Consider the following 13,376-nt stretch of genomic DNA (forward strand, 5'->3'; position numbering starts at 1 on the left):
CATGGCAGTCTACACGGATATTTCCGAGATCGAGCTGGGCGCGTTCCTGAAGGAATATGGTGTCGGCGACCTGCTCTCCTACAAGGGCATTGCGGAGGGCACGGAGAATTCAAACTATCTCCTCCACACCTCGACAGCGGCCTTCATCCTGACGCTCTATGAGCAGCGTGTGGACCGCTCCGACCTGCCGTTCTTTCTGGGGTTGATGGAGCACCTGGCGCAACATGGCGTGAACTGCCCGCTTCCGGTGCGCCGACGCGATGGTGCCGTGGTAAGCGAAATTGCCGGCCGTCCGGCTGCGCTCATAACCTTTCTGGAAGGCATGTGGCTGAGAAAACCTGCGCCGCGCCATTGCCGCGAGGTGGGCAAGGCCATGGCGAACATGCACCTGGCTGCGCGCGGCTTCGAGCTGACGCGGGCGAATGCGCTGACACTCGGCGACTGGCGGCCACTCTGGGAAAAGGCCAAGCCCCGCGCGAACGAGGTGGAAGCGGGGCTGGAGGCCGAGGTCGAGGCAGACCTGGCGGCACTGAATGATGGCTGGCCATCGGATCTGCCGACCGGCGTGATCCATGCCGACCTCTTCCCCGACAACGTCTTCTTCCTCGGTGACAAGGTTTCGGGGATCATCGATTTCTATTTCGCCTGCAACGATCTCCTGGCCTATGACATCGCCACCGGTCTCAATGCGTGGTGCTTCGAAAAAGACGGCTCCTACAATCTGACCAAGGGCACGGCGTTGCTGGAGGGCTATCAGTCGGTACGTCCTCTGGACGCGGGCGAGATTGAGGCTCTGCCGCTGCTGGCGCGAGGCTCGGCGCTGCGCTTCATGCTGACCCGGCTCTATGACTGGCTGACCATTGCCGATGGCGCGCTGGTAAACAAGCGCGACCCCATGGAATATGTACGCCGGCTGCGCTTTCACCGGCAGATCGGATCTGCATCTGAATACGGGATCGGCATAAGGTGACAAGCGTGGAAATTTATACCGATGGTGCCTGTTCGGGCAATCCGGGCCCCGGTGGCTGGGGCGCACTCTTGCGGCACAACGGCGCGGAGAAGGAGTTGTCCGGCGGCGAGGCCGAAACCACCAACAACCGAATGGAGCTAAAGGCTGCAATCGAAGCGCTCAATGCGCTGAAACGGCCTTGCGACGTGGATCTCTACACCGACAGCGTTTACGTGCGGGACGGCATCTCCGGCTGGATTGAGGGGTGGAAGCGCAATGGCTGGAAAACGGCTGCCAAAAAGCCTGTGAAGAATGCCGAACTCTGGCAGGCCCTGGATGAAGCCCGCAAGCGCCACAAGATCAATTGGCACTGGGTGAAAGGCCATGCGGGTCACCCGGAGAACGAGCGAGCCGACGCACTGGCGCGCGCGGGCATGGAGCCTTTCAAGACGAAACGTCGCTGACGCGCCATATCACGCTGGGAATCCCATGCGCCGCCTCGTCCACCTCTGCGGCGGAACGGCCAGCATCCTCGGAGCGTGGCCCCGAGGATGAAAGCCAGTTGAATTGCGAATCTTCAAAAAAGAGCCGCGTCTCAGCCCTGAAGTTGCTCGAGGATGCGGGCGGCACCGCTCGTTTCGGCCTGGCCTGGATTCTCTTCCACGTTGATTGCTCTGATCACGCCGTCATCCACGATCATCGAATAGCGCTTCGACCGGTTTCCGAGTCCGGCGACGGACAGATCCGCATCGAGACCGAGCGCGCGGGTGAAGTCACCATTGCCATCCGCAATGAAAGTGATCTTGTCTTCTGCGCCGGTGAAGCCGGCCCAGGCCTTCATGACAAAGGCGTCGTTCACGGAGACGACAGCGATGTCGTCGGCTCCGCGGGCGCGGATCGCATCACCATTCTCCACGAAGCCTGGGAGGTGGCTGTTGCTGCAGGTTGGGGTGAAGGCCCCCGGTACTCCGAAAAGAACCACTTTGCGGCCTGCAAAGAAATCTGGCGCCGTCACCTCGTTTGCACCTTCGGTGCTGACTTTCTTGAAAGACGCATCGGGAATGCGGTCACCAACGGAAATTTTCATCAAAGGCTCCTGAAAAAACGAATGAATAACAGAGTGCTTCAAGGGATCTGAATGTCCCCCGAGACAGCCTCTCCACCGGCTGTCAGCGTATATATAAGCGGACTGCCTTGAAGTTTCCCGATATCATCGCCCAATATTTCGACAGTGAAGCTGGCTGTGTCACCATCCCGGCTTTCGAGCCTCGGTGTACCGAGCAGATGCGCGCGCGTGTGATCGAGAAAGAGGGTTGGATCCCGCATCGAAGCGGGGACTTTTCCCTTTAGCAGAATAGCGTGGTTCAAGGTTTCAACGGAAACGATGCCAAAGGCCGCCTCGGCAGGCGATGGAAGCGATGCGAAGGCGCGGCGAACCGTGAGTGCATCGCTGATATTGTCGGCATCCGCAGCAGGATCGAACGTGAAAGATGCCTGAAATGGAATGCAGATCGTCTCACAGATGCCCAAAAAGACGTCCACATCGATCAGCGTGACAGCGTTTGCCTGATCGAGTGTGAAGGTGACCGGCAGGGCCACGGATTGCTTGTAACCGGCCCACTGGGTTTCGCCGTCATGAACACGTTGCGGGGCCGGGTATTGAAGTTCGGCGGCACTGATATGCGCGCTGCGTGAGATGTCGATCTGGGGTGGAATGCCGGCAGGCCCGGGGTTGCGCCAATAGGTCTTCCAACCTGGCTTGAGATCAATTTCCAGGGCTCCCCGCAGGCGACCCCCATCATCGGGAAGCCCGACGGTGACGAGGCGGACCGATCCACCTTCGCTCTCCTGCCATTGGCTGGAGGCGGCATTTGCCTGAGCATTGATCATGAGCATGAGGGCGAGAGAGGTGGCTCGAATCATGATGAGAGATTGCAGACGGGCGCGCGCGCCTGCAAGGCACACTTCCGCAAGAGGGCATCATAAATGCGTGAGCGGCATCGCGTGGCGGCTCGAGAACCGCCTTTCAAGCCATCGGAAAACCAGCTAGGCTGACACATGGAAACCGACGGAAATACCAGAAACCAAGGGCACAGTAAGGAAATGACGGCACTTCCATATTTGGAAAACCATTTCCTGATCGCCATGCCTGGCATGCGCGACGAGCGCTTTGCGCGAGCGGTGATTTATTTGTGCGCCCATAGTGAAGAAGGCGCGATGGGGCTGATCATCAACCAGCCGCAACAACTCGCCTTTCCGGATATTCTCGTTCAGCTCGGCATCCTTGAGCAGTCGGAGGCCATCCGCCTGCCGCAGGAAGCGCGAAACATGCCGGTGCGCAACGGCGGGCCTGTGGACCGCAGCAGGGGCTTTGTGCTCCACACGGATGACTATGTGGTGGAGTCTTCCATGCCTGTGTCCGAAACGATCTGTTTGACGGCCACTGTCGACATGCTCAGGGCCATATCGCTTGGGCAGGGCCCGCGTCATGCCTTGATGGCGCTTGGCTATGCGGGTTGGGGAGCGGGACAGCTTGAAATGGAGATCGGCGAGAATGGCTGGCTGACCTGTCCGGCGACGCCGGAACTCCTGTTCGAGGGCGACATCGACCAGAAATACGAGCGCGTCCTCGCCTCAATCGGTATCGATGTGGCGAATCTCAGCCAGATCGCCGGCCACGCCTGACCGCTCTGCCGAACCACGCACGGGCTTAGATCGTATCAAGGCTTCAGGACTTCGCTGCGGTCGTGTGTTCAAACAGAAGCCTCGCCGTGGTTTCGGCATCCTCCGGTTCGCCAAACACGAAGCTCTGGGCGAAGTCGCATCCCATTTCGGCCAGCTGTTGCGCATCCTGCTGATCGACGACCCCTTCTGCCACGACAGAGAGTTCGAGTTCCTTGGCCATCTTGACCATGGAACGCACCAGCACAATTCCGCGCGCGCTGTGATCCTCGAGGAAGCGCCGGTCGATCTTGATCGTATCAAACGGAAAGCTCGACAGGTAGGAAAGCGATGAATAGCCGGTTCCGAAATCGTCCAGCGAAAGCCCGATGCCGATATGCCTCAACTTCTGCAGAACATGGGCGGATTGTTCAGGGTTATCCATCACCACCGATTCGGTAAGTTCAAGTCGGAAGCTCTCCGGCGAAACACCCGATCGGGCGATGACGGAGCGCACATCCCCGACCAGATCGCGACGGATGAGCTGGCGGCTTGACAGATTGACCGACATGAAGAGCGGGGTATGCGCGAATTGCTTTTGCCAGCGATAAAGGTCTTCAGCAGCCTGCTGCATGGCGAATAGACCGAGCTGGACAATCAGCCCAGAACTCTCCGCAATGGGAATAAAATCTGACGGCGGAATTGCGCCGCGTCGCGGGTGCTCCCAGCGCAGAAGCGCTTCAAATCCGGCAATGGCCTGATCTTCAAGGCGAACGATTGGCTGGTAGACGAGTTTGAGTTCCGAGCGCTCGATTGCGCGGCGCAGGTCCGACTCCATCCGCAGGCGGTTGTTGTCGATGGAACGGAATGCAGGCCGGAATGGCTCGATCCGATCCCCGCCGAAGCGCTTGGCCTGATACATGGCAAGCTCGGCATCCTTGAGCATTTCCTCTGCCGATTCCTGCGTGGTGGTCCAGGAAATGAGACCGATGGAGGACGTCAGAACAATCTCTCGGCGCGCGAATGTCACTGGAGTGCGGATTGCCTGCTTGACCGAATCCGCGACTGCCGCGATGCGCGCTGGCTCCTGCTCGGAAAGCAGGATCATGGCAAACTGATCGCCGGACAGACGGCAAAGAGAATCGCGCGGTTTTAACAGTCGGTGAAGCCTGCGGGCGATGGTGAGGAGGATCGTGTCGCCCACCGAGATGCCGAACTCCTCGTTGACCTGCTTGAACCGGTCTATGTCGATCACAAAGACAGTGGGGCGAACCTGCTGTTCCGTGCGGGCAATGGATATGATGGCATCGAGCCGATTGAGGAACAGTTCGCGGCTCGGCAGCCCGGTGAGATTGTCATGGACGGCGTCGTGCAGGAGGCGCTCCTCAGCCTTTTTCTGCTCCGTGACGTCAACCATCGTGCCCACGCAACGGATGACCTGTCCATCGGAACCGATGACCGGTCGCGCGCGCAGATCGAACCAGTGATAGTGACCGTCGGCGCCGCGCAGCCGGAAGCTTTGGGAAATACGTCCTCGCCTTTGCTCAAGCACCACGTCCAAGGTTGTACGAAACGTATCCCGGTCTTCGGTGTGAAGCGTTGAGAGCCAGTCGCGCGCCGGACCGTTCAGACTTCCCGAAGGGAGGCCGAGCTGACGGCTCACATCGGGACGCGTGATGATGCGGTCTCGCGAAACGTCCCAGTCCCAGACCACGTCGCCCGAACCGGAGATTGCGAGCGCCTGGCGCTCCATATCGCTGAACAGGCCCTGGAAAAGGGCACCGCCCGCAAAAGCGTGCTGCATGACCGTGAACCCGATCAAGAGGATGATCAGGATAAGTCCGCCGCCGATGGCCGGCTGAACGATGTCGTTGTCGAGGATTCCGGTGATCGCCATCCATGAGCCGACCATCCAGGCGATGATCATGACCCAACTGGGCACCAGCATGATGGCGCGATCATAGCCCTGGAGGCTGAGATAGATGATGATACCGAGCCCGACCACTGCCGTGGCCGCGAAAGAAATGCGCGCGATGCCAGCGGCTACGGCGGGGTCGATGATGGCGAAGCCGGCGATGATGCCAAGTCCCAGGATCCACGCGAGCACACCATAGCTGAAATGGTCGTGCCAGCGATTGAGATTGAGATAGGCAAAGAGGAAGACAACGAGAGTGGCGGCGAGGCCGACCTCGGTGCCCGCGCGCCAGATTTGTTCATTGCCCGGCGTGATCTCGATCACCTTGCTCAAAAATCCGAAATCGATGGAGATATAGGCGAGCACCGCCCAGGCAAGCGCGGCGGTCGCCGGGAACATTGAGGTTCCCTTGACCACGAAAAGGATGGTGAGGAACAAAGCGAGCAGGCCAGCAATGCCGATCACGATACCGCGAAAAAGCGTATAGGCGTTCACCGTGTCCTTGTAGGCACCAGGATCCCACAAATAGACCTGTGGGAGGTTGGGCGATGAGAGTTCGGCAACGAAGGTGACAACGGAACCGGGATTGAGGGTGACATGAAACTCGTCGGCATCCGGGCTTTCCTGCCGGTCGAGCGTGAAACCAGAACTCGGCGTGATGGCCGCGATGCGCTGCGAGCCAAGGTCGGGCCAGATCAGTCCTGAACCCACCAGCCGGAAATGGGGTGCGACGATCAGGCGGTCTAGCTGCTGGTCCGTCGTGTTGGCGAGCGCGAAAACCGCCCAGTCCCCCGTGGAGCGCTCATCCTGTGCCTCCACCTCGATGCGCCGGACGATGCCGTCAACATCAGGCGCAGTCGATACCTGGAACGCTTCTCCCTGGCCGCGATAAATCTCCACCGCACCTGACAGGTCCAACGCCACGTCGTCACGGGCAATCTTGATCGGCTCGATCGCATCTGCCGGGCCCGTTGCCGAGACAAGGCCAGTAACCGCAGCAAAGAGGGCCACTATGAGTGCGGAAATGAACGGACGCGACAATGCGGGGAACAAGGAAATCAGCCTCGTGGTTCTAGTACAGGCACGTGATGCTCCTTGGCGATCAGCGCATAAAGATAATGATCACGCCAAGAACCATTGATCCTGAGATAGGATCTGAGAAGGCCTTCGCGCTGAAATCCGGCTTTTTCAAGTAAACCGACAGAACGTTTATTGTCTGGAATACAGGCGGCTTCCAAACGGTGCAACCGCAAGCCTTCGAAAGCGTAGGGAATGAGCAATTGCAGCGCGGCCAACATCATTCCGCGACCGGCATAACGCTCCCCCATCCAGTAGCCTATGCTAGCGGTCTGGGCGACGCCGCGTCTGATGTTCGACAGGGTGATTCCGCCAACCAAAGCTTCCGTCGGCGCGTCAAAGACGAAGAAGCTGATCCCGGTACCCTTGTCGAATTCAGCACGATAGCGCTTCAGACGGTGCCGGAACGCACCTTTGGACAACTCGTCGGGAGCCCAGCTGGGCTCCCAGGGGACGAGGAATCCACGGCTCTCATCGCGCAGGGCCGCCCATTCCGCATGGTCGCTTAAGACCGGCATTCTGAGGAACACTGTTTCGCCCTTGAGCGCCGGAGGCGGGCGGCGGAAGAAGGGCACGTCCAGCATATGTCCGAGACGATCCTACACGGCGAGCTTGCGTGGCATAGGCCCCTGATCGCTCAGTGCATCCTGGATGGATTCGAAGGGCGCAAGGCTGCCGACCGGACCGATTGCCGCAAGAGTGGGCTTGGTGGTGAAAAGGCGTTGCGAAAGATCGGTCAGCCGATCAACCGTAAGGTTCGACAGACGATCCATCAACTCGTCGACGTCGATGGGACGGCCGTAGAGGAGGAGTTGGCGTGCGATCTGAGAAGCGCGGCTAGCCGGGTTTTCGCGCGCCATCATGAGGCCGGCGCGATATTGCGCGCGCGCCCGGTCCAGTTCGTCTTGTCCGATGGACTGGCCGGCTTTCTGCAACTCTCCAAGAAGCAAAGGCACCAGTTCTTCAATGTCGTCTTTGCCGGTGGCTGCATGAACGCCAAAAATACCGGTATCGGAAAATCCCCAATGAAAGGCATAGACCGAATAGCACAAACCGTGCTTCTCACGCACTTCCTGGAACAGTCTAGAGGACATGCCTCCGCCGAGAATGGTGGACAGCACCTGGGAAGCGTAGAAGTCGCGCACGTGATACGCTCGGCCTTCGAAGCCGAGAATAATCTGCGCATCCATCAGATCGCGATGCTCGCGGAAGTCACCGCCGACATAATGCGCATAGGGGGGCGTTTTGCCCTCGGCCTTGCTGCGGAAACCGCCGAGACGGCTCTCGACCTCACGCACGAACGCGTCATGTGTGAGACCGCCCGCGGCGACGATGACCATACGGTCGGCCGAATATTGGCGTTCCAGAAAGCCACGCAATTGATCAGACGTGAAGGACTGGACCGTTTCCGGCGTTCCAAGCACGGAGCGGCCAAGCGCCTGATGGCGAAATGCGGTTTCAGTAAAACGATCGAAGACGATGTCGTCGGGAATGTCGTGCGCGGCCCCGATTTCCTGGAGGATCACATGCTGCTCGCGTTCAAGCTCATGCGGGTCGAATTTCGAATCGGTCAGAATATCGGACAGAAGTTCGACCGCCAGCGGCATATCGGCGCTGAGAACGCGGGCGTAAAAGGCGGTCGTCTCGACACTCGTCGCCGCGTTGATCTCACCGCCGACATCTTCAATGTCGGTTGCGATCTGGCGTGCGGTGCGTTTGCTGGTCCCCTTGAACGCCATGTGTTCCAGGAGATGCGCAATACCGTGCTCATTCTCGTGCTCGTTGCGCGAACCGGATTTGACCCAGATGCCCAGCGCAACGGTTTCCAGATGAGGCAGGGTTTCGGTTGCGACCGTCAGGCCGTTCGACAGACGGCTTACCTCAACACCCATATGCTTCTCACTCCTTGAACAAACTCAACGCGCCGCTCTCGCATGGCGGCTAATATGATCCTGCAGCATTCTTAAATCTGAGGGAAGGACTGTAAAGGACTCTTTCCGATTCATCAGATCACCAAGCCATTCAGGCAGGGCTGGCTCGATGCAGCTGGCATCCTTGACCGCTGCCGGAAACTTCGCCGGATGGGCGGTCGACAGCACGACCATGGGCGATGCGGATGCCGGCATGTCACGCGCGACCTTCACGCCGGTGGCCGTGTGCGGGTCAAGCAGATAGCCGCTCTCACGCCGAACCCGGCCGATCGTCGCAGCGGTCTCCGCCATATCCGAACGGCCCGCAGAAAAGCCATCCCGAATGGCCGCCAGTGTCTTTGGTTCGACGGTGAAACTTCCCGACTGTTTGAGCATCTGCATGTAACGCCGGATTTCATCCACATTCCCACCCGAAGCGAAATAGAGCAGGCGTTCGAAATTGGAAGATACCTGGATGTCCATGGACGGCGAGGTGGTCGCGACGACCTCGCGGGTCGCATATTCACCGCTCGTCAACGTGCGGGCGAGAATGTCGTTGTCGTTGGTGGCGATCACAAGCCGGTCGATGGGCAGGCCCATCTCTCTAGCGGCGTAGCCAGCGAAAATATCACCAAAGTTGCCGGTAGGCACCGTGAAGGATGCAGGTGTGTCAGGGGCACCGAGGGAGAGGCCGGCGGTGAAGTAATAAACGATCTGAGCCATGACGCGCGCCCAGTTGATCGAGTTCACACCGGACAGGGCGACCCTGTCACGGAAGGCATGATCGTTGAACATGTCCTTGAGAAGGCCCTGGCAATCGTCAAAATTGCCCTGGACGGCAAGCGCGTGGACGTTGGCGGCGCCCGACGTGGTCATCTGGCGCTGCTGGACCGGAGAGACGCGCCCCTCGGGGAAGAGTATGAACACGTCTGCCCGCTCGGTACCGGCAAACGCCTCGATCGCAGCGCCGCCGGTGTCACCGGATGTCGCGCCGACGATCGTCACGCGTTCGCCTCGTTCGGCGAGAACGTGGTCCATCAACCGCGCCAAAAGCTGCATGGCGATGTCCTTGAAGGCCAGCGTGGGGCCGTGAAAGAGCTCGAGAACGAACTCGTTGGGACCGGTCTGGACAAGGGGGCAAACAGCGGGGTGTCGGAAGGTGGCGTAGCTCTCATCAATGATGCGGCGCAACGTCGCAGTGTCGATCTCGTCACCGACAAAGGGGCACAGAACACGGAAGGCGATTTCGCTATAACTCTGACCGCGCATGGCACGAATGTCATCGACCGAGAAACGCGGCCATTCACGAGGAACGTATAGACCGCCATCGCGGGCCAACCCCGCCAGCATCGCATCGGAAAAACCAAGCGCCGGCGCATCGCCGCGCGTGCTGATATAATCTGTCGCCATTCGTCGTGTTGCCTCATGAAGCGCGAGGAGGGAGCACCGGTGCGCGCACGAGCCCGTCGCATTCCGGCTGCGCGTCTGGTATAGAGCATGATCTGGACGGGTGGGAACCGGTTTTCCACTCAAACCGCATGGAAATTGATCGTCGATGTCGGGATTTCTGGAAATTGCCGGAAAAATCTGTCATCTCTCCGCAGCCTTTTCGCATGGGCTTCACCCAATGCTTGTAGGGCGCGCAGATCCACGGGGCATGTCACTTGGTCAATTATCGTTTTCTCATCAGTTCCATCCTGCTTTCTGCCACCGCGATTGTTTCGGGCTGTCAGTCCGACGACGCCACAGGCGGTCTTGAACTTCAGAACGGAAATGTTCAACAACAGGACACGGACGTGATCCGCGAGAGTGAACTGCGCGCCTATTGTCCGCCGGTCTCTCTGCGTGAGGGGACGGCATATTTTACCACCTATGAAAAGGGTGGGCAGGATCAGCCGGGAAGCGTCATCTACCAGGCGTCGATCAGCGATGTGACACGCAAATGCACCTATGCCACTGGCTCGTTCACAATGACGGTGGCCGTGGCAGGGCGGGTGGTGCCGGGCCCGAAGGGCAACACCGGAACGATCACGATGCCGATCCGTATCGTGGCTGTTCGCGGCGGTGAGGTGGTCTATTCCAAACTGTTCCAGCACCAGGTGGCAATCAGCGATACTGCGGGGGCTACTCAGTTTATCTTCAACGATCCGAATGTGATGATTACGGGGGCGCCCGATCGCAGCATTCAGTTGATGGTCGGGTTCGACGAGGGCCCGAACGTCGGCCGCTGATCAGTTCAGCGTGTTCCAGGCAGCAGGCCGCGGCGCTCCGTCTGCAAATGTATGGCAGGAGGAGACCCGCGCTCCTCCCGTTGCATAAAAAAATCAGCGTGTTGGAACTTCCGGCTGAATCCTTTTGCGAGATGTGCCGTCAGGCGTCCTCGCTCCATTCCGACAGGGCTGCGACCACGCCGTTGAGGTCCTGGTGGCGGTGAATGACCGTCTCTGCTCCTGCTTCCATCAGAAGGTCTGCATGACCGGGCTGTATGTGCGATCCGCCCGTGAACCCGATCACCCGCATGCCAGCGGCCTTCGCACCGGCGATTCCATGCACTGAGTCCTCAATGACGAAACAGCGCCCGGTTGCGGCGCCGAACTTTTCGGCAGCAAAGAGGAAAACGTCCGGGGCCGGCTTGGGCTGGCGGGTGGGCGTTTCAAGAGACGAGTAGATGTGATCCTTGAAAAAGGGCAGGAGCCGGGTGCGGGACAGCATCGCTTCCACCCGTTCATGGCTCGAATTTGAACAGACGCATTTCGGCACGGTGACGCCGGCCACGGCTTCGTGAACGCCCTCCAGCGGTTTGACCTCCTTGCGCACCTTCCTGTCGACTTCACTCTCGGCACGGTCAATCAGTGTGGCCTGGAGGGGGGCCTCGGCATTCTCCTCAATGGACAGGAGAATGTCCTTGAAGGTGAGGCCGGCATAGCGGCGTGCCAGCTCTTCCGGCGTGATCTCGAACCCCGCTTCGGTCAGGACCTTCGCCTCGACACGCGAGGCAATGATTTCCGAATCAACGAGAACTCCATCGCAGTCGAATATGACGAGTTCGGGAGCGGGCATGGCAAGACCTGTGGAGTTTTAAAACCTGAAAGGCGGGAGATGGGGGCATAGCCCTTATAACGCCCCAAGACAACTCCACAGCTGCCATGCCTCGGCTCCTATTCGATGACAACCTCCGTGCGCTCCCCTGCGGCTACGGTTGCCTTCCGGCTTTCTTCCGCCCTGTCCCCCTCATAGCGAACGCGCACTTCATATTCGCCCGGATGGAAGGTCTCCTGCGCTTCCACGTCATAACTGCCACTCAGGTTCTTCTGGTTGCCCTGCAGATCTTTCTTTCCTTCAAGAAAATCGATCCTGTAGGCGCCGGGAGCAGAGACGGCCAGAACGCCGGCATTGATGTTGACAATTGGCTCGATCCGTTCGCCTGCCTTGACGCTGATAGGCGTCATCGCCTCGGCCTTGCCGAGCCTTGCATGAAGCATGTAGTCGCCGGGCGGGACATCCATGCCCTGCTTGCCGGGGCCGTATTGGCCGGCAAGCGTCTTGCGGTTTCCGTTGATGTCGGCCTTCGCCTCCAGAACCTCGAAACGGATGGCGTTGCCTTCCACCTCCGGCCCGCCTTCCGTGTAAATAGCGGTGGGAACAACAAGTCCGGAACCGATGATCAGATCGAGCGTGAGGGTCTCGCCGGCGACAAGTTGATGGTCTTCTTCGGCGGTGGCCTGGGCAATCCGCCCGGTAACCTTGATCGTACCGGCCTTCGCCCAGACGCGGGTCTGGCCATAGCCGCCGTCCTTCGTGCCGTCGAAGTGCACATCGACGCGCGCGCTCTGGTCGGCATCGGTGTCTTCAGGGGTGCGTTTGGGGGTGATTTCGACCAGGCCGGCATCAAGCACGGCGACCACATCCGTCGTGGCATCGGCGGTCAGTTCGACATCGGTTTCGAAATCAATGCGCCCGAGCCTTGCTTTCGCGCGATATTTGCCGGGCGGAACGCTGGCTGCGAACATGCCGCGATAGCCGCCTGCTGCACTCCGGTCGGCGGGTTGGCCATTCTCGCCAAGCGGGACGAAATCCCAGCGCACTTCCGAACTTTCGGCCATGTCGGGGCCATCCTGCGAAAGCCGGGCGATCCCGCGCACATTGAATTCGACTGGGGCCGGTTCGGGTTTTGGCTCGGGCTCCGATTCAGGAGCCTTGGCGACGGTGGTTTGCAGCGCTTCGGCAAGCTGGCCCGCATCATCGGCCTTGAGATAAAGGCCTCCCGTGTTTTCTGCCAGACAGGCCACTTCCTGTCCCTCTTCGTCCGACAGTCCGAAGCCAACCACGTGGGCGGTGAAATCGACACCCGAAGCTTCCAGTTCGCGGCCGAGGGCGCAGGGATCGGCATCACAGGTCTCAAGCCCGTCGGTGACGAGGATGACCGTTGCCGCATTCTCCTCGATGCGCAGTTCCTCCGCAGCCTTTCGAACAGCATCGGTAAGCGGCGTCTTGCCCTTCGGGTTCAGACTGTCGGCAAAATCGGCCACGGCGCCTGCCGTGCCCGTTGCGGGCGGTATGGCGATCTCGATGTCGGAACAGGAACCTTTTTCCCGGTGCCCGTAGGCGACAAGCCCAAGCTCGGTGTCCTGCGGCAACCGGTCCATAACCTCGCGTAGCGTTTGGCGCGCGATCTCGATCTTCGTGGTCCCGTCGATCTGGCCCCACATGGAGCCGGAGCCATCCAGAACAATGATTGTCTTGCCTGTGGCCATTGCGGGAAGGGCAAAAAGCAAGGCTGCGAGAACGCTCAACAAGCGGGTGCGGATCATGCCGGGTCTCCGTGGATAGTAGTTGACGTAGGGGAAGATTGCACAGCTTCTCA

12 protein-coding genes are annotated in these 13,376 nt (G+C 59.7%); 4 read left to right on the top strand and 8 right to left on the bottom strand.

Annotated features, from left to right (window positions below; all coding sequences use genetic code 11):
• Position 1 precedes the first annotated feature (1 nt).
• Positions 2-970 carry a homoserine kinase gene (locus tag KW403_RS14190; protein ID WP_223020109.1) on the top strand — a complete coding sequence of 323 codons (969 nt, stop codon included), beginning with the start codon at positions 2-4 and terminating at the stop codon, positions 968-970.
• On the top strand, positions 967-1,413 hold the full coding sequence (gene rnhA / locus KW403_RS14195; protein WP_223020110.1) for a ribonuclease HI: 447 nt from the start codon (positions 967-969) through the stop codon (positions 1,411-1,413). Before KW403_RS14190 ends, rnhA begins: the two co-directional genes overlap by 4 nt.
• 131 nt (positions 1,414-1,544) lie before the next feature.
• On the opposite strand, the gene KW403_RS14200 is transcribed toward rnhA, so the two are convergent.
• Positions 1,545-2,036: a peroxiredoxin gene (locus KW403_RS14200; RefSeq protein WP_223020111.1), complete on the bottom strand. Its 492-nt coding sequence runs from the start codon at positions 2,034-2,036 to the stop codon at positions 1,545-1,547.
• 38 nt (positions 2,037-2,074) lie between these two features.
• Positions 2,075-2,872 (bottom strand): protein-disulfide reductase DsbD domain-containing protein, encoded by a 798-nt coding sequence (locus KW403_RS14205; RefSeq protein WP_223020112.1) that lies wholly within the window; start codon positions 2,870-2,872, stop codon positions 2,075-2,077.
• Positions 2,873-3,052: 180 nt separating this feature from the next.
• On the opposite strand from KW403_RS14205, the gene KW403_RS14210 reads away from it, so the two are divergent.
• Positions 3,053-3,634, top strand: a complete 582-nt coding sequence (locus KW403_RS14210; RefSeq protein WP_223020113.1) for a YqgE/AlgH family protein — start codon at positions 3,053-3,055, stop codon at positions 3,632-3,634.
• A gap of 43 nt (positions 3,635-3,677) precedes the next feature.
• Here the strand turns inward: KW403_RS14210 and KW403_RS14215 are convergent, their stop codons facing one another.
• The 4 genes from KW403_RS14215 to thrC are packed head-to-tail and all read right to left on the bottom strand — an operon-like array spanning position 3,678 to position 9,922.
• The gene (locus KW403_RS14215; protein ID WP_281425692.1) at positions 3,678-6,536 is read right to left on the bottom strand and encodes an EAL domain-containing protein; all 2,859 of its coding nucleotides are present in this window, start codon (positions 6,534-6,536) and stop codon (positions 3,678-3,680) included.
• 47 nt (positions 6,537-6,583) lie between these two features.
• The gene (locus KW403_RS14220; RefSeq protein WP_223020114.1) at positions 6,584-7,186 is read right to left on the bottom strand and encodes a GNAT family N-acetyltransferase; all 603 of its coding nucleotides are present in this window, start codon (positions 7,184-7,186) and stop codon (positions 6,584-6,586) included.
• A 15-nt stretch (positions 7,187-7,201) separates the two neighbouring features.
• Entirely contained in the window at positions 7,202-8,494 is a 1,293-nt protein-coding gene (locus KW403_RS14225; protein WP_223020115.1) for a M16 family metallopeptidase, read from the bottom strand.
• Positions 8,495-8,518: 24 nt separating this feature from the next.
• Positions 8,519-9,922: a threonine synthase gene (gene thrC, locus KW403_RS14230; RefSeq protein ID WP_223020116.1), complete on the bottom strand. Its 1,404-nt coding sequence runs from the start codon at positions 9,920-9,922 to the stop codon at positions 8,519-8,521.
• A 254-nt stretch (positions 9,923-10,176) separates the two neighbouring features.
• Between thrC and KW403_RS14235 the strand changes: the two genes are divergently transcribed.
• Positions 10,177-10,743, top strand: a complete 567-nt coding sequence (locus tag KW403_RS14235; protein WP_223020117.1) for a hypothetical protein — start codon at positions 10,177-10,179, stop codon at positions 10,741-10,743.
• 139 nt (positions 10,744-10,882) lie between these two features.
• On the opposite strand, the gene KW403_RS14240 is transcribed toward KW403_RS14235, so the two are convergent.
• Both KW403_RS14240 and KW403_RS14245 read right to left on the bottom strand, forming a co-directional pair.
• On the bottom strand, positions 10,883-11,572 hold the full coding sequence (locus KW403_RS14240; RefSeq protein ID WP_223020118.1) for an HAD family hydrolase: 690 nt from the start codon (positions 11,570-11,572) through the stop codon (positions 10,883-10,885).
• Positions 11,573-11,670: 98 nt separating this feature from the next.
• On the bottom strand, positions 11,671-13,323 hold the full coding sequence (locus KW403_RS14245) for a vWA domain-containing protein (RefSeq protein WP_223020119.1): 1,653 nt from the start codon (positions 13,321-13,323) through the stop codon (positions 11,671-11,673).
• Between the last annotated feature and the right edge of the window lie 53 nt (positions 13,324-13,376).

Origin of the sequence: Nitratireductor kimnyeongensis, assembly GCF_019891395.1 — a bacterium.
GTDB classification, from domain to species: domain Bacteria; phylum Pseudomonadota; class Alphaproteobacteria; order Rhizobiales; family Rhizobiaceae; genus Nitratireductor; species Nitratireductor kimnyeongensis.